The sequence below is a fragment of the Salinispora pacifica CNR114 genome, from assembly GCF_000514775.1.
Taxonomy (GTDB): Bacteria; Actinomycetota; Actinomycetes; order Mycobacteriales; family Micromonosporaceae; genus Micromonospora; species Micromonospora pacifica.
On sequence record NZ_AZWO01000037.1, the window covers coordinates 14,058 to 29,830 of the forward strand.

Annotated in this window: 19 protein-coding genes; 7 read left to right on the forward strand and 12 right to left on the reverse strand. The window is 69.7% G+C overall.

Annotation, left to right across the window (positions count from 1 at the left end):
• Window position 1 precedes the first annotated feature (1 nt).
• From B118_RS0120090 to B118_RS0120120, 7 genes are read left to right on the forward strand one after another with little or no spacing between them, the layout of a single operon-like run.
• Window positions 2-850: a type II secretion system F family protein gene (locus B118_RS0120090; RefSeq protein ID WP_028193315.1), complete on the forward strand. Its 849-nt coding sequence runs from the start codon at window positions 2-4 to the stop codon at window positions 848-850.
• A complete protein-coding gene (locus B118_RS0120095) occupies window positions 847-1,719 on the forward strand; it encodes a type II secretion system F family protein (protein WP_028188839.1) in 873 nt (290 codons plus the stop codon). The genes B118_RS0120090 and B118_RS0120095 overlap by 4 nt, the downstream gene beginning before the upstream one ends.
• A gap of 33 nt (window positions 1,720-1,752) precedes the next feature.
• Window positions 1,753-1,953 carry a hypothetical protein gene (locus B118_RS0120100; protein WP_018721953.1) on the forward strand — a complete coding sequence of 67 codons (201 nt, stop codon included), beginning with the start codon at window positions 1,753-1,755 and terminating at the stop codon, window positions 1,951-1,953.
• 2 nt (window positions 1,954-1,955) lie between these two features.
• Window positions 1,956-2,402, forward strand: a complete 447-nt coding sequence (locus tag B118_RS0120105) for a TadE/TadG family type IV pilus assembly protein (protein ID WP_028188840.1) — start codon at window positions 1,956-1,958, stop codon at window positions 2,400-2,402.
• Window positions 2,403-2,413: 11 nt separating this feature from the next.
• On the forward strand, window positions 2,414-2,872 hold the full coding sequence (locus B118_RS0120110; RefSeq protein ID WP_028188841.1) for a hypothetical protein: 459 nt from the start codon (window positions 2,414-2,416) through the stop codon (window positions 2,870-2,872).
• A complete protein-coding gene (locus B118_RS0120115; protein WP_028188842.1) occupies window positions 2,869-3,312 on the forward strand; it encodes a pilus assembly protein TadG-related protein in 444 nt (147 codons plus the stop codon). Before B118_RS0120110 ends, B118_RS0120115 begins: the two co-directional genes overlap by 4 nt.
• A gap of 25 nt (window positions 3,313-3,337) precedes the next feature.
• Complete coding sequence (locus B118_RS0120120) at window positions 3,338-6,418, forward strand: AfsR/SARP family transcriptional regulator (RefSeq protein ID WP_028188843.1); 3,081 nt, start codon at window positions 3,338-3,340, stop codon at window positions 6,416-6,418.
• Between the two features lie 287 nt (window positions 6,419-6,705).
• Here the strand turns inward: B118_RS0120120 and B118_RS33080 are convergent, their stop codons facing one another.
• The 12 genes from B118_RS33080 to B118_RS0120185 all read right to left on the reverse strand — a co-directional run bounded on the left by B118_RS33080 (window position 6,706) and on the right by B118_RS0120185 (window position 15,767).
• Window positions 6,706-7,038: a hypothetical protein gene (locus B118_RS33080; RefSeq protein ID WP_238324053.1), complete on the reverse strand. Its 333-nt coding sequence runs from the start codon at window positions 7,036-7,038 to the stop codon at window positions 6,706-6,708.
• Window positions 7,038-7,748 (reverse strand): HAD domain-containing protein, encoded by a 711-nt coding sequence (locus tag B118_RS29600; protein WP_238324054.1) that lies wholly within the window; start codon window positions 7,746-7,748, stop codon window positions 7,038-7,040. Before B118_RS29600 ends, B118_RS33080 begins: the two co-directional genes overlap by 1 nt.
• 41 nt (window positions 7,749-7,789) lie before the next feature.
• Window positions 7,790-8,005 carry a hypothetical protein gene (locus B118_RS0120140; protein ID WP_018909210.1) on the reverse strand — a complete coding sequence of 72 codons (216 nt, stop codon included), beginning with the start codon at window positions 8,003-8,005 and terminating at the stop codon, window positions 7,790-7,792.
• Between the two features lie 89 nt (window positions 8,006-8,094).
• Entirely contained in the window at window positions 8,095-8,379 is a 285-nt protein-coding gene (locus B118_RS0120145) for a hypothetical protein (protein ID WP_238324055.1), read from the reverse strand.
• A 272-nt stretch (window positions 8,380-8,651) separates the two neighbouring features.
• Window positions 8,652-10,277: a VWA domain-containing protein gene (locus B118_RS0120150; RefSeq protein WP_028193316.1), complete on the reverse strand. Its 1,626-nt coding sequence runs from the start codon at window positions 10,275-10,277 to the stop codon at window positions 8,652-8,654.
• Window positions 10,278-10,285: 8 nt separating this feature from the next.
• Entirely contained in the window at window positions 10,286-11,434 is a 1,149-nt protein-coding gene (locus B118_RS0120155) for an AAA family ATPase (RefSeq protein WP_050592264.1), read from the reverse strand.
• Window positions 11,431-11,574, reverse strand: coding sequence for a hypothetical protein (locus tag B118_RS32495; protein ID WP_196236787.1), 144 nt, complete (start codon window positions 11,572-11,574; stop codon window positions 11,431-11,433). Before B118_RS32495 ends, B118_RS0120155 begins: the two co-directional genes overlap by 4 nt.
• A 201-nt stretch (window positions 11,575-11,775) precedes the next feature.
• On the reverse strand, window positions 11,776-12,123 hold the full coding sequence (locus B118_RS28740) for a hypothetical protein (protein ID WP_050592265.1): 348 nt from the start codon (window positions 12,121-12,123) through the stop codon (window positions 11,776-11,778).
• A gap of 126 nt (window positions 12,124-12,249) precedes the next feature.
• Window positions 12,250-13,422, reverse strand: a complete 1,173-nt coding sequence (locus B118_RS29605) for a hypothetical protein (RefSeq protein WP_050592266.1) — start codon at window positions 13,420-13,422, stop codon at window positions 12,250-12,252.
• Between the two features lie 153 nt (window positions 13,423-13,575).
• Window positions 13,576-13,875, reverse strand: coding sequence for a hypothetical protein (locus B118_RS0120175; protein WP_028188846.1), 300 nt, complete (start codon window positions 13,873-13,875; stop codon window positions 13,576-13,578).
• A gap of 293 nt (window positions 13,876-14,168) precedes the next feature.
• Complete coding sequence (locus B118_RS0120180) at window positions 14,169-15,263, reverse strand: M23 family metallopeptidase (RefSeq protein ID WP_028188847.1); 1,095 nt, start codon at window positions 15,261-15,263, stop codon at window positions 14,169-14,171.
• Window positions 15,264-15,353: 90 nt separating this feature from the next.
• Window positions 15,354-15,767, reverse strand: coding sequence for a hypothetical protein (locus B118_RS0120185; protein WP_028188848.1), 414 nt, complete (start codon window positions 15,765-15,767; stop codon window positions 15,354-15,356).
• Window positions 15,768-15,773: the final 6 nt, after the last annotated feature.

Genomic DNA, 15,773 nt, shown 5'->3' on the forward strand with positions numbered 1-15,773 from the left:
GATGCGCGCCGTTGTGCTCGGTGTGGCCTGCGCCGCCGGTCTGATCCTGGTCATCGACGGGCTCCGTCGCCGCCCTCCCGGGCCAGCCCCGGCCAGCCGAACCCGACGAGCCTGGACGTCGGTCGATCGGACACGGGCGCTCGCCGCGACCGCGGGCGGGCTCGCCGCTGTCGTGCTGACCCGCTGGCCGGTGGCGGCCCTGCTCACCGCTGCGGCGGTGTGGACGCTGCCGCGCGTGCTCGGGCCGGATCGCGAACACCGCCGCTCCCTCGCCCGGATCGAGGCGATCGCGACGTGGGCCGAGCTGCTGCGTGACACCCTCTCCTCGGCCGCCGGGCTGGAGCAGGCGATCACCGCCACCGCGCCAGTGACCCCGTTGCCGATCCGCGCCCAGGTACAGCGTCTGGCCGACTCCGTCCGCACCGGCGTACGGCTGTCCGACGCGCTGCGTGCGTTCGCGGACGAGTTGGCCGATCCGACCGCCGACCTGGTGGTGCGGGCATTGCAGCAGGCCGCCGGCTACCACGGCGGTCAGCTAACGGAGAGCCTAACGAGCCTGGCCGCAACTGCCCGGGAGCAGGCGCAGATCCGGATGCGCGTCGCGACCACCCGGGCCACCACCCGGACCGCGGCACGGGTCATCACCGGCACCTGTGTCGTCATGGTCGCCGGCCTGATCCTGGTCAACCGCGGCTTTCTGGCCCCATACGGCACGCTCACCGGGCAGATGGTCCTGCTCGTGGTCGGCGGTGTCTTCGCGGGCGGGTTTGTCTGGTTGGCCCGCGCCTCGCGGATCCCCCAGCCGCCGCGCATCCTCGGGCACCCGCACACAGACAGGACAACGGCATGAGTGGCAGCGTCCTGATCGCGGGCATGGTGGCCGGGTTGGGGCTGCTGCTGTTCGCCACCGGCCTGCTTCCCGCGCGGCCGTCCCTCGCGCAAGCCCTCGATGCCCTGCGTCGTGCGCCTGCTCTGGTCGCCGAGCCGCTGCCGTGGCGGACCCAATTCCTGTCCAGGCCGTGGCAGGCACTCGGGCTGCCGCTGGCCCGCACCAAGGCCGATTTGGCGGTACTGGAGCGGCCCGCCGCCGTGCACCTCGCCGATCAGACACTCGCCGTGCTGGCCGGGCTGCTGCTCCCGCCGGTTGCTATCGGATTGCTGGCCGCCGGGGGTACGACCTTCGGCGGTGGGATTCCGCTGTGGGCATCCCTTGCTGGTGGTGTTGGTGGCTGGTGGCTGGCAGAGACCACAGTGCATGCGGAGGCCGAGCGACGTCGGGAGGAACTCCGATTCGCCCTGTCTGCCGTGCTCGATCTGGTCGTCATCTCCCTGGCTGGGGGTGCCGGACTTGAGCAGGCTCTTGACGACGCGTGTGCTGACACCAGCGGGTGGGCTGCCAGCAGGCTCAACCGAGCGGTGGCGACGTCCCGGCTGCTGCGGATCCCACCGTGGCAGTCGCTGGGCCAGCTCGGCGAGGAGACCGGCGTGATCGAACTGCAGGAACTGGCCTCGACGATGAGCCTCGCCGGCGCCGAAGGCGCCCGGATCCGCACTTCACTTAGCATCCGCGCCGCCACAATGCGCGCACATCAGGCAAACGCCCTGGAAGCAAAGGCGAACTCCGCGACAGAGCGCATGTCGATGCCGGTAATGCTCCTCGCGATCGGCTACATGCTCTTCCTCCTCTACCCGGCGGTCGCTGCCATCGACACCTTCTAGACAAAGGCCAATCCACACCAAAGGAGAAGTTCCATGCCGAAAGCACTCGCTCTGCTGACCCTGGTCCATCTCACCCTGACCGACCGGATCCGTCGCCTGCGCGACAGCGCAGATCGCGGTTCCGAAACGACCGAGAAAGTACTGTGGATTGCATTCCTGGTGCTGCTCGTGGCTGCGGTGTACGCGATCTTCCAGTCCAAGATTATCACGAAGATCACCGGAATCACCCTATAGCGATGGCCGCCAGACGCCCACTCCGACATCGGCGCCACCTCGGTGGCGACCGAGGCAACGTCACCACCGAGATGGTGCTCTACGTCCCGCTCCTCATGCTGCTCGTCCTGCTCGGAGTGCAGTTCGCGACCTGGGGCGTTGCCCAGCTCGCGGTCCAGCACGCCGCCAACCATGCGCTGCAGACGACCAGGGTCGAGGGCGGCACGGTCGCGGCCGGGCAGGTTGACGCCCACGCGGTCCTGACCCAGGTCAGCGGCAGTCTGGTCAGCGCCCAGCAGGTCGACATCACCCGCACGGCCGACACCGCGATCGTCGAAATAGACGCGACCGCACCTCGCGTCGTGCCATTCCTCACTCTCCGTGTGGGCACCAGGGTGAGCGCTCCAGTCGAACGATTTCGCCCAGACCTCGACACGCTGGGACTCGGCTTCTCAGGAGGAGGCCAGTGAGAAGAACACGGGTGCCAGCGGACCCCGAGCGCCTACTCATTCGCCGCGTCGCGAGGTTGAGGGGGGATAGAGGATCGGTATCCACCGAGATCGCGCTGACCTACGTACCATTGATGGTCCTCGCCGCCCTAGCCATCGTTGCCTGCCTGCGGCTCGTCTCGGCCAACAGTGACGTGCACGCGGCGGCAGCCGCGGCTGCTCGCCAGGCGTCCCTCGCTCGGACCCCCACCGGCGCAGTCGCCGGTGGACGAGACGCTGCCGCCGCAACCCTGCAGGGCCGGACCATGACCTGCCAACCACACAGCACGTCGGTCAGCACCGGCGGCATGATCCCGGGTGGTCAGGTTTCTGCCACCGTGGTCTGCACCGTTCACCTGGAAGACCTGTTCGGCCTGGGTCTGCCCGGGTCGGTGACGCTATCGAGCACGGCGTCGCAACCCGTTGACCGGTACATCGGGTCAACGCCGTGAAGCGCCTGCGTACCGCGTTACGGACCGCGTCGCGGAATGACCAGGGTCAGATCACCCCGTGGACGATCGTCGGCGTCGTAATCGTCTTGGTCCTCGCCGGTTTGGTTCTCGACCTCGGCCTGGGCATGTCCGACAAGGTGCGGATGCTCGATGTCGCCCAGGCCGCTGCCCGGGCCGGTGCCCACGAGATCGACCTTGCTACCTACCGCGCCAACGGCACCATCCAGCTCCAACCCACGCAGGCCGCCGCCGCAGCGAGGGCGTTCGCCCGGCAGACCGGCGCCGAGCAGGTCACGGTGTCCGCCTCCACCACCACCGTCACCGTGACAATCACCGGCACCCGGCAGACCCAACTTCTGCACATCGTCGGTATCACCAACCTGCCGGTATCGGCGACGGCGACCGCCACCCCGCTCACCGGCGTCACCACGCCCCTATGACCCTCTCGCACGACTGGGAGCACCAGTGATCGCACTCCTCGCCGCCACGGCCCGCAGGCTGGCCGGACTCGCGCTCCTGCTCCTGCTTACCGCCGGCGTTCCATCCGCACTGATCCGCTACGTCGGCTGGCCTCTACCCGCCCAGGTCCCCACCTTGCAGGACATCGGCACGGCCCTGACCTCGCCACTGACCGACACCATGCTCGGCAACCTCGTCGTGTGCCTCCTGTGGCTGGCCTGGGCTGCGTTCGCCTGGTCACTGCTCGCGGAAATCGTGGAGGTCGTCGCCGGTATCCGGCTACCGCAGCCGAAAGCCATGGCACCCGCCCGAGGACTCGCCGCGCTCTTGGTCACGGCAATCACCGGCGGCGTCCTCGCCACCGCGGCGCAGGCCGCACCGACTCTCATCCACCCCGCCGTCGCAACGGGCCACAGCACCACTGCCCAGGCCACGGCGGGCGCCGACCGGGCTTCCGGTGCGACGCAGGCCCCGCCCACCGTGACCGCACGGCCGGGGACGCCAGAGACGCCAGGAACGGCTCGACCCGCGACTCGCCTCGCCGCCGGCCAGATCACCCTCGTTACCGCCGGGCAGAGCTTCGAATGCAAAGTGGAGCACGGCGATACTCTCTCCGAGATCGCCAAAGAGTGGCTTGGCGATGCCAACCGCTGGCCGGAAATCTGGGCGCTGAACCGGGGCACCCATTTCGCGCAAGTCGGGGGCACCTTCACCAGCCCACACCTGATCTACCCCGGGTGGGTGCTGGAACTGCCCAAGGACGCGACCCCACCAGCCACAGCGCAGCCCGCGCCTCCGCCAGCCCCTCCCAAGGCCGAAACCCCGAGCACTCCGGAGCAGGCCCAGCCAACTAACGAGCCGGCCGCCCCCGAGGCCACCGCCGTGCAACCTGGCCCGAGCACCAGCCGACCGATCGACGACGGCGTCACCGAACCCGTCCCAGCGAGCCCGGCCACCACTTCCACGCCGTCCGCGCCCAGCGGTATGCCGGGCAACTCCGCCACCAGCACACCGGCAGCGGCCAGCAGCCCCGCCAGCGGCGCGACGGACCCGGCAGACAGCCCGTCCACCGACGCGGGTCGTCCCGACGGCATCTCGCTAGGCACCGGAAGCTGGCTGGACCTCGGCCTCGCCGCCGCGATCGCCGCCGGCGCGACCCTAGTCTGGGCGCTGCGCCGGCGCCGCTACGAGCCACGCCCGCCCGACACCCACACCCGAGCCGGCGACCCTGACCTCGCGCCGATGCCGGCGGTCGTGACTCAGGTGCGGCGCGGCCTGCGGCGACGATTGGCCGACGACAACGACGGTCTCGACATCCTCAACACATCGAAGCCTGTCGAGATCGACACCGATGACGAGCAATCAACGTCGGGTAGCAGCGACGTCGAAGACCAGGCACCCGGCACGACCGACACCGTGCCATCCGAAAAGGAACCCAAAGACGAGGAAGCGCCGCCCGTCCCGGTTCCGGTGGTACCGGCCCTGGACAACCCCCTGGCTGCGGTGTGGCCACCAGCCGGCCTCGGGCTGACTGGCCCCGGCGATGAGGCAGCCGGGCGCGGCTTCCTCACTGCCGCCCTCGCTGCCGGTGGCGTGGACGACCCGGACGCGCGAAGCTGGGTCGTCATCCCGTCGATGACCGCGGCGACCCTGCTGGGTACTGCCGCCGTCGCCCTGCCCGAGACTCCCCGCCTAACCGTCACCGGCGGCCTCGACGACGCCCTCGACATCCTCGAAGCGCAGACCCTGCACCGCACCCGCCTCGTCTACCAGCACGAGGTTGACACCATCTCCGATCTGCGACACACCGACCCCTACGAGGAGTGGCAGCCACCGATCGTCCTCATTGCCGACGCTACAGCGAGCCACGAACGTACCCGAATCGCCGCGCTCCTCGCGCAGGGACAACGCCTCGACATCCACGGCATCCTGCTCGGCCCCTGGCCCGACGGAGACACGATCATCGTCGACAGCGACGGGACCACCAGCCGCGCTGCCGAGGAAGCGCGCCACGGCACGCACTCCGCCGACATCGGCCGGCTCGCCGTGCTCACGCCGGCGGAGACGATCGACGTGATCACCACGCTCGCCGAGGCACACACCGGCGTACGGCAGGCCTCCGCCCCAGCGGAACCCACCGCCCCCGCTCCCGCACCGGATTCACAACCGTCCCCGGCCACGCCACTCGACGTCGAACAAGCCGAATTGGCGCCCGACCCGGTCGCACTCGAGGCTTCCACCCGCACCGCCCCTCAACCGAACCCAGGCAACGAGCCGGACAGCGGCGACCGCGAGGACAACTCTGCGGACGCACCCGGTCCGCGGATCGCGGTGCGGGTACTCGGGGACACCCGGATCATCGACATGGACACCACCGTGCCACTGCGGGCCAAGGCGCTTGAGCTGCTCGTCTACCTCATCGTTCACGACGGCGACGCGTCCCAGGACGCGATCCTCGATGATCTCCTTCCCGAGGCCCCGCGCTCGAAAGCCCCGCACCGCCTGCACACCTACGTATCCGCCCTGCGCAAGACCCTCGCCCGCACCGGCGGAGCCGGCAGCTACCTTACCCACCCATCCCGCCGCTACGCCCTCGCCCGAGAGGCGATTGACACCGACCTGTGGCGGATGCGCGACGCGCTCCGCGCTGCCGAACGGGCTACCGACGACAGCATCCGAATCGCCGCACTCCGAACTGCGGTCGACGCCTACGGTGGCGGCCTCGCCGACGGCTACGACTACGAGTGGATCGAGGTACACCGCGAAGGCATCCGCCGACAGGCCCTCGACGCCCACCTCGCCCTCGCCGCCGCCACCACCGACCCCGCCGAAGCACTCACGGTCCTGGACGCCGCGATGCGCCACGACCCCTACGCCGAACCGCTGTACCAGCAGGCGATGCGCGCCCGTGCCGCCCTGGGACACCTCGACGAGATCCGCGCCCTGCGCCGCAATCTGACCCGCCGCCTCGAAGAGATCGACGCCGAGCCCAGCGACGACACCATCGCACTCGCCGACCAGCTCATCGCCGATTTGCGGAGTCGGGGCCCCGCCAGACACGCGAATGATGGCGGCCACCGTCCGTGAGTCCGCACCTCGCACCAGCAATCGCCGATGTCGAGGCGACCGCAGCCGTTGCGCCCGGTCGACCCGCCGACATGGACCTTGAGGCTCTCGCGAACCGGATCGGCAAGTTCCTTGCGTTCCGTCTACCGCTACCTGCCGCCTGATTACCCTCGCAAGCCGGGACTTTCACGGAGTCGGGGGCGGCAGTTGCCGGACTAGGTGAGCGGGACCGCCCGGCCCGCACGCGCGATTTCGGCGCGGGGCACACCGATGCCGGCCGGGTTTGGAAACGCAAAAGGGCATGCTTCTTACTCCGAGGAGGTGGGCTGAGCGGCTACCGCCCAGCCCACCTCGTTCTCCGTCCTGCGCGGTCCTACCTCGTTCGTGGATCTGGGCTCCACTGCTTCCGGTGTGCCCACGCGGCTCCCCGGCTGGTGAGGTGGGTTCACCTCGATGAAGCCGAAGAGCCGCTCGATCACCTGTAGCGCCTGGGTCGAGTAACGGTCGGCGAACCCGCGGCAGATCGCCGGCTTGACCTCGGGGAACCGATAGTCCGGCAGCGTGTCGTGGCAGACGATGAAGGATTCGTCTTCTCGTGCCTGTGTGACGAGGTCGTGGAGACGGCCTTCGGCGAGGTGCATCAGGGTGGCGGGTCGGAAGACACACGTGTCGCATTGGCGCGATAGCAGCCGAGATTTTCGGAGAACCGGATCACCGACGCTGTGAGCAGCACCTTCACCGCCTGCCGGTCATCGGCGTCGTCGAACGCAGAGGACCGGCGTCGTCTCCGGCGGTCGGATCCGCCTTTGGCTGGCCTCTGTGGTAGCGGTGACGCCTGCTCCACCAGGCAGTCGAGCCATCGGTGCACCAGATCGACGTGCTGCCGTTGCAGGCCGGTCCCACCGTTGACCGGTACGAGCAGCGTCTGGTGGCCGTTGGCGGTACGTGCGGCGGCCTCGTCGGGATCCCGTCCGCCGAACTCGTCGTCGAGGACGGCTACCGGCCGTGTGCCGACGGCTCGGTACAGCGGGGGAAGCTTGAGCTGGCGCCCGAACCGAATGCCGCCGCCTTGTCCCAGGTCGACCCAGGGCAGGTCGTTGGGGAGGCCGAGTCGAGGGGCGATCCAGGTCGCGGCGATGGGCCGCCAGCTCGTGCACCAGAGGAGGTCGGCGCGCTGGGCGAGTTCTCGCAGCCACGTGCCGTGGTCGGGATGTAGCCATACCGTGCCGGACATTGGCTGGCCTGCTGGGTCGGGACCGTCGTACTCGTGGGGCTGGTAGCCGAGTTGGCGGGCGGTAGCCGGGTGGTCGGGATTGAGAACGCCGTCGACGTCGATGGCAACGACGGGCATCAGCCGATGGCCGGCGGCCCCAGGCCTGGTGGGGGGCGGGTTCATCGCGCCTCGATTTCGGTCATCTCCAGCGAGCTGTCGGCGCTGAGCGTGAAGGTGTCACCTGACAGCGGATCGGTAATGGTGAAGGTGAGCGGTCGGCCGGTGTCGGCGTCGATTTGCATGGTGACGCCGAGGTCCGGCAGGAGATCGAAAAAGCGAAGGTAGGCGCGGTTGCTGGAGTTGAAGTCGGGCAGCGAACGTTTGGTGTCAGGCATGCCGGTAGCCGTTCTGTGAGCGGGTTGGGGCGTTTGTGGGTACGGATGACGGGGCGCGGCTGTAAAAGGGCCGGGCCCACATTGGTCAATCAGCGCGGAGATTTGGGGCTGCGGAGCTGTTCGCGGGGCAGCGGCAACGCTGGCGTATGCGGTTCGGGTCTGCCGGCCAAGCGCTCGTCGACGCCCTCGTAGCATTTCTTGCAATAGAGCACACCGTCGTCGGTGAAGATGGTGGCGGCGGCGTAGCAGCAGGGCGATAGGTACATCGGGCCCCAGGATTGGTCGATGTAGGGCAGGCCATGTAGATCGACGAATATGGTTTCGGGCTGCGGTTTTGCGGAGTCGACGGTAGAGATGGTCATTCCTTCAGTCATGGCTGGGAGTGCCTTGTTGGCGAGCCGAGATGGGTACGTAAACGCGCCTCGCGCGAATTGACGCTCGCGACGGCGACGGAGACAAGTCGCGCGGGGAGAAAACGGTCGTCCTCAAACTAGCCTGAGCGCGGGCGGGCCCGCTGCCGGATTCCGAGCAGCGATCTCGGATGCCCTACACGCGCGGGCGGAGCGTGAGGAGCGGCTCCCGATCATCCGTATCGGGAGCCGCTCCTGTGTGCTCAGGGTTGTTGGGTTCCCGCGCGGCGGCGGGCTTAGGCCCTGGCCAGGGCCTCGATCGCCGCTTGCCCGATGAGATTGATGCAGGTGGTGGGGTCGTCGACGTTGATGGTGGTGGTGTTGTCGTAGACCCTGGGCGACCAGCGTTTGTTGTCGGGTGCGAGCCAGAGGATGGCGCAGCCGGTGTTATGGAGTCGGGTGATGGCGGCTTGGCTCTGTTCCGGGTTGCGGTAGTGGCCGTCGGAGACGACGACCAGCAGCCGCGCGGTGCCGGGGGTGGTCAGGTGCAGGAGCCGGTCGGCTTCGGCGCAGGCTTCGACGAAGCGTTCCATGCCGGCGTCGGCTTGCATGTCGCGGACCTTGGTGGGTCGGCGGCCGGGTGGGATGAGCACGGTGACCCGGTCGCCGTAGGCCAGGGTCGCGCTGGTGGCTCTGGCGCGGGTGCTGGCTTGGGCGACGATCCATGCGGCGGAGGACATGGGGGCGGCGAACGCTCCCATCGAGCCGGACGCGTCGATGAGGATGGCGACGGTCAGCTCCGGGTCGGGGACGGGGCGTCGTACGGCGCGCCGCCACGGTTGGGCGGTGGGGATGGCGCCGGCTGCCCGTTGGGCGGCGAGGGTAACGGCAGCGCGGGTGCGTAACCGTCCGGGTGGTGCGCTGCTGGCCTCCATGGTGCGGGCGGGTTCCCGGTGGCGGGCGCGTCGTAGCAGGGCCGTGAGCCGATGGGCGGCCTGGCGTTCGGCGTCGCGGGGGTCGCGTTCGGTCCAGGTGATCGGTGTGTCGGTGTCGACGTAGATGCCGGGCACGTCGTCGCGGGGTCCGACGTGTTCGGGGGCGTCGGCGGGGTTGTTGAGGATGGCGTCGATAGCGGCGGCGATGGCCGCCGCGATCGCGCTGGTGGCCGCTTCGTCGGCGGGTATGCCAGGGCTGACGGTGGGGTCGATGCCCAGGAGACGGCACCAGCGTTCGCCGAGGTCGATCATGCGGTCGGTGTCGGTGTCACCGACGGTCTGGGCTTCCCGCCAGATCGCGCGCAGGCCCTTAAGGAGCTTGCGGCCGAGGACCTTGGTGATGGCGCGTCGTGGCTCGCGGACGTCGGCGGAGTAGAGGATCTTCGCGTCGACTCGGGCGAGGATCAGTCCGGCGGCGTAGGCGGCGCTCCATCTCGTGTCGGTGGGGGTGTCGTCGGGGACGATGAGGCTGGTCATGGCGCGGCGCAGCCACCGGCGGTCGCGGGGTCGGGCCGTACGGTAGTGCCCTTCGATCCGGGATTCTTCGAGCATGAGCGCGGCTTCCCGGACGACGGGAGGCACCGACGGTGGCGGGTCCCAGTGCGAGTGAATGACGTGGGCGACCTCGTGCAGCAGGACGCCGTAGGCCACGGGGACCTTCGACCGGTGCCCGAGTCGCCGGGGGTCGGCGATCTCCGGGTCGCCGATGAGGTCGGCGTCGACCTGGATCTCGGCGGTCGCCGGGTAGCTGAACCCCTTCGGGCCGCCACCGCTGGCGGGGGTGACGGTGACGGAGGCGTCCGGACGGCCGGTGAGCCGAGCGGCGTGCTTGGTCCAGGCCGCCGACCACGGACTCCAGGGCGACGAAGCCGGCGCCGGAGCCGGGGCGGGGCCGGAGGTGCTCAGATGCGCGGAAACGCTGGTCATGATAGCCCCTACTTCTGCTTGCCGAGGGTGAGCGGGTTGATGGTCGTGGTGCGGTAGGCACGCTGGAGGGCCTCGATGACCGCCTGCCGGTCGAGTTCGGGTGCGATCGCGGCGAGGTTGGACACGGCGGCGTCGAGGCCGAGACTCGCGGCGACGCGCTTGAACGCCAGCAGCTCGCGCAGCTGCGGCGCCCAGTCGATCTCGTGCTTGCGCATTCGCGTGTTGAGGGCGATCGCCGCGTCGATGGCTCCGTTCGGCACGCCGAGGGATCGGGCGAGCTGCATGTCGGTGGTGACCTCGATGTGCACCGCGAATCGCGAGGCGAGGGCTTCGGTGAGGATCGCTCCGTGCACGCCGGGGTTGTGGCCGGCGCAGACGTAGAACCAGTCGACGGCGGTCACAACCTCGTTGTGGTGGGCGGCGATGGTGATGGTGGCCCGGCCGTCCATCGCCGGGTACAGGGCGGCGAGCACGCGGGGTGGGATCAACGTGGCGTCGTCGATGAATAGGGCGCGTCCCTCGCGCATGGCGACGACGAGCGGCCCGTAGGCGAACTCGAAGCCGCCGTCGGGCAGCGGGACGTAGTTGCCGACGAGGTCCTCGACAGTGGTGTCGCCGTGGCCGGCGACGGTGATCGCGTCGGCGTAGGCGGCTTCGATGAGGCTGGTCTTGCCGGTGCCGGGCGGCCCGTAGAGCAGGACCGTGATGTTGTCGCGGCGCAGCCGGCGCAGCACCTCGACGTCGGTGCTGTCGCCGAGCCGTCGGGGCAGGTACCAGACGCCGTTGGGGCGCAGAACAGCGCCGGGACGCGGTGGCACTGGCCCGGTCGGGGTGGGTGCCGGCGCGGGTGACACCGGGACCGTGGGGGTGGCGGCCGAGGGGGCGCGGCTGGCGCCGGCCCCCGCCTTGAACGCGTCGATACCCTCGGCGGTAATCGTGTACCGGCGTGGTGACCCACCGGACATGGTGGCCCACTTTCGGTCGACGAGGCGGTTCAGGACGGAGCCGATCGCCCCGGAGGACCGGCCCGGCAGTTCCTTGCCGAGGTCGCCGATGGAGAAGGCACGGTGCGGCTCGGCCGCGAGCAGGGTCAGGACCGGCCCGAACATGGGGCGGGGCTTGGCCTTCAGCTTGGCGGGACGAGCGGGTGAGGTCATCGGGCACCTCCGATGACGGGTGCGGTCAGCGTGCAACCGATACCCGCGGTCCCGGACGTGATCAAGTCGTATCCGCCCAGCTCCGGCGGTGTGTGGCCGGTCAGCGGCTGGCGGATCGGAAGGCGTGTCGAGATCGACATGAATGCTCCTTGGCGAAATGAAGCCGCCGCGCGCCCCTTCCCGGGGCCCGCGGCGGCAGTGGTGCGCCACAGCGGGCGGGAAGAGCGCGCGTAGCCATACTGGCTACGCGGAGCGGTGCTCAGGTCGGGCGCCTACCAGTTCGGCGGCGCGAGGGCGGGTCAAGGAGTGATGTCGGGCCGGAGTCCGGCCCGGGCGGGGTGTTACAGAAAGCGGGCCAGGTTCATCAGCCGGGACAGCCCGGTGGTGATTCGGGTGTTGCGGATTCGGGGCGGTGGGGACGCCCAGGTGGTGATGCTCGGCGCCTGGGCGCCGCGCGTCCGGATCGCTCGGTAGACCCGCAGGTCGGCGTCGACGGCGGCGAGGACACGGGCCTCGACGCGGGCGGACGCCGGCGCCTGGGCGAAGTCACCGTGCCGGCAGCCGGGGTGGACCGCCTCAAGCCAGTCGTCGAAGACCATCGCGAAGCCGACGCAGCGTCGCCCGTCCTCGTGCAGCCAGCTACGCATCGGGGCGGTGTGCAGGGCGTCGGCCAGGTGGTGCAGCGCCACGGCGGGCCGGACATCCGGCTTCCCGGTCGTCGGTTGAGGGGCGAGCCCGGTAGCCGGGCTCGCCCCTCTGCTCGTGGTGTCAATACGGCTCCGGTGGACCACCGGAGCCGTACGTCGCGCGGTACCTCAGTGCCTGTTCGGCCCGACGTCGGCGGTCGTGCTCAGGGCGGGAACGCGCTGCCAACGGCCGTGGTGCCACACCTGCCAGTGCGTACTGAAAGCACTGGTCGCGAAGGTGGCCAGGTAGCGGGCGAGGTCGTTCCACGCTTCGGCCTGGTCGAATCGGTCGAGGCCGGTGAGGGATTCGAGGTCGACGACGTTGCCGCAGTAGTCGCCGTTGTCGTCGACCGACCGGGCCAGGATCGTGTTCGGCGGCAGAGCGGTGATTCGCCGGTCCAGGTCGTACTCCGTAACCAGCCGGTCCAGGACCGTCATCTCGTTGGTGGGTTGGCGCAGGTAGCGGCATCGGAGCAGGAACTGGTGCATGTGGCGCGAGCTGAATCTGGCCGGGTCGTGGTGCGTCAGCCAGGTTCCGCTGCCGTTGCCCTCGTTGCGGATCTCACCGATCGGTGCGCCGTCGAGGCAGAGCGTGGCGTTGAACGGGACCCTGTCGTAGTTCAGCCTCTCGGCGAGGTTGGTGACGGTGAGCCGGTTGTGCGGCACGTGCAGCGGACTGTGGACCAGCGGGATCCGGGCGGGCTGTTCCGCCGCCGTCGGTGGCGTGCCGACAACGCGGTCGCAGTCGGCGGGGTCGACGGCGCGCCACTCCCACTGCCAGGCGCAGATCGTGTACCGTCCGGCGGCGTCCGGGCAGATTCGTGAGAGCCCGTCGGCCTCCCCGTGGACGCGCCGCTCGTCCATGACGATCTCGTCGCCCTCGAAGCGCAGTGGCGCGTTCGCCAGGTCCACCTCGGCGTCGAGATCCGGCTCCCGCAGGCCCTCGGCAGCCAGCCGCCGCCGGGTCTCGTCGCGCAGCCGCCCCTGCTCGACGACGATCGCGTCGGCGATGTTCCGGTCGCAGGAGAAGACCGCGTACTGTCCGTCGCGCCCTCGCTGGGCGTCGAGGCGGCCGACGAAGCCGGTCGGGTAGCGGGTTCGGCCGTGGTGGTCGTAGGCGGCCCAGTCGCCGGCGAAGACGCCGAGGTCACCGACCATGACGTGATGCGGGGCGAGGTGGTCGCCGGACGTGGCCGAATGCTCGTCAGCGGTGACGGTGTGCCCGTCATCGTGAAGCTGGCCGATCAGGCACGGCGCGGTTGCGGGCTCGGGGGCGATGGGTTCGCCCGGGGTGTGGGACACAGTGGTACCTCCGTGGTTTGGATGGATTGCTGGCTGGGCTGCCCGCAGGGCTCTTGCCGAGCGGGCAGGGGCGGCGGCTCACTCACGAGCAGGTGGATGTCGGGCCCGGATTCGGGCGGCTGGTGCCGCGACGCCGAGGGTGCGTTTTGCGGGTCAGCCGGAAGTGCTCGGCGGGCGGACCCGGACGGGGCTGCCGGGACGGCGGGAGGTGACGATGCTGAGCTGGAACTCGCTGCCGTCGGACAACCGAATCACGACGCCGCGGTTGAGGGTCATGACACCGGCGTCGCCGTAGGTAACGACCTCCCGCACGTACAGCGGCCCTCCCGTGTGCTCCATCAGTACGGGCAGGGCGGCTTCCTCACAGAGTTCGTCGAGGTCGTTGCCGGACAGGAGGTGCCGGAGCAGACGCTCCAGCAGGCCCTCGTGGTCGGTGTCCTCGTCGGTGGTCACACGCTGCTCCTTTCGGGGAAGGTGTCGCGGAGGGATCCGCTCGGTCCGAGCGGAGACCGGGGTTGAGCTGGTCAGGCGGGCTGTATGTCGGAGCGTCGGCGGCTGACCTGGGCCTCGACCTCGGCTTCTCATCGACTTGTCGGCGGATCCTTCTCATCAATGTGTTGTTTTCCTCCGATCGATCAGCAGGGGCGACCATCCGGCAGCGGCTTGACCGGCGTTCTTCTCATCGAGATGTCGGAACCGACATCTGCACCGACATTTCGAGATAAACCGACAGATGTAATGAGGACCTACACGGGCGGCGCTCCGAGAGGGGCGCCTTGTGCAACCATGAACGGCACCGGGTCGATGGCCCCGTTCGCGCTGGCATCGCCGTTCTGGTGCACCTCGTAGTGCAGGTGCGGACCGGAGCTGTGGCCGGTGGAGCCGACGACGCCGATGGGCTGGCCGACGACGACCTGCTGCCCGACCGCCACCATCGGGGGCTTGTCCATGTGGCAGTAGCGGGTAAGCAGACCGCCAGCGTGGTCGATGTCGACGTACCATCCGCACCCGCGCGTGCGGATGGGGTCGCCGTCGCGGTGACAGCCCCATTCGGCACCGCTGTCGGCGTAGACCGCGTTGCAGCGCACGGTGCGGACGGTGCCGGCCGACGCGGCGCGGATGACCGTGCCCCGTGGGGCGCTGAAATCGACGCCGTCGTGACCTGGCCGGTCCGAGCTGCGGAAGGCGGATCCGACCGGGGCGAGCACCGGCTGGGTCCATGGGCCGACGGCCCCGCAGCCGGCCAGCCCGTCGGTGGGTAGGCCGGCGGTCTCGGCGATCGCGGTGACCAGCTCGGCGGCTGGTCCCTCCCACTTCGCGTACGCGTCGGGGTAGGCGGAGATCTGCACGGCCTGAGCCGCCTCGGTAAGCGGCATCGTCTGCCAGCCGTCGATCGCGCCCAACTTGCCGAAGAACTTCTCCGACGCGTAGACGGGGTCTTGGAGCTGGGCGGGGGTGCCCCAGCCTTGGCTAGGGCGCTGCTGGAACAGACCGACGGAGTCGCGGTCGCCACCGGCCAGGTTCCTCAGGGTGCTCTCTTGCATGGCGGTGGCGACCGCGATCACCCACCCGCGTCCGGGTACTCCCAGACGGGCGCCGGTGATGGTGATCGCGGCGGCGTTGCCGACCTGGCCGCTATCCCAGTCACCGATAGCCGGCCACAGGGTCGGTCCGGCGACCGGTGCCGTCATCGTGGGTGAAGAGGAGCCGGGTGAGGTGGCCACAGGGATGCAGCCGGCGGCGGCGGTGCCGCCGCCGAGGAATCCGCCGAGGCCACCGGCGCAGAGGATGAACACGGCGATGAGCGCCACGGCAAGTGACACCAGGGATCGGAGCTTCATCCCCGACCCCCTGCCGAAGGGGTCGAGGTGATGGGTTCGGTAGGCGACGCGGACGAGTCGGGCATGGTTGGTTCCTCCTGGTTTGTAGGGTTAGCCGAGGCTGTGGACGCCGGCCGGCTCGCCGTCGCCGCTGTGCACGGTGACCGTGTCGTCGGCGGGGTTGATCACGTAGATCCACGAGGCGACGAGGTCGACGGCGCGGCTGAGCGGGAAAACGGTGAGCGGCTCCGGCGCGGTGTCGTCGAGCGTCATGCCGACCCCCGCGACGTGGTGCTGGCCGGCGAAGGGCTGCGGGTCCGGGATGAGATCGGGTCCGAGGTAGTCCCAGTCGTGGGCGAGGACCGCGTCGATGAGGGCGTTGGTGTCGCGGCGGGTGGTGGTGGCCCAGATGCCGCGCAGTTGCGGAATGAGTGATGAGGGGTAGCCGTCGAAGTGGACGTAGCGGGCGCGGACGATGGTCGGCTGGGCGGGGTCGGCGGCGCCGACGTAGCAGGGGGTTCCCACGGGTGA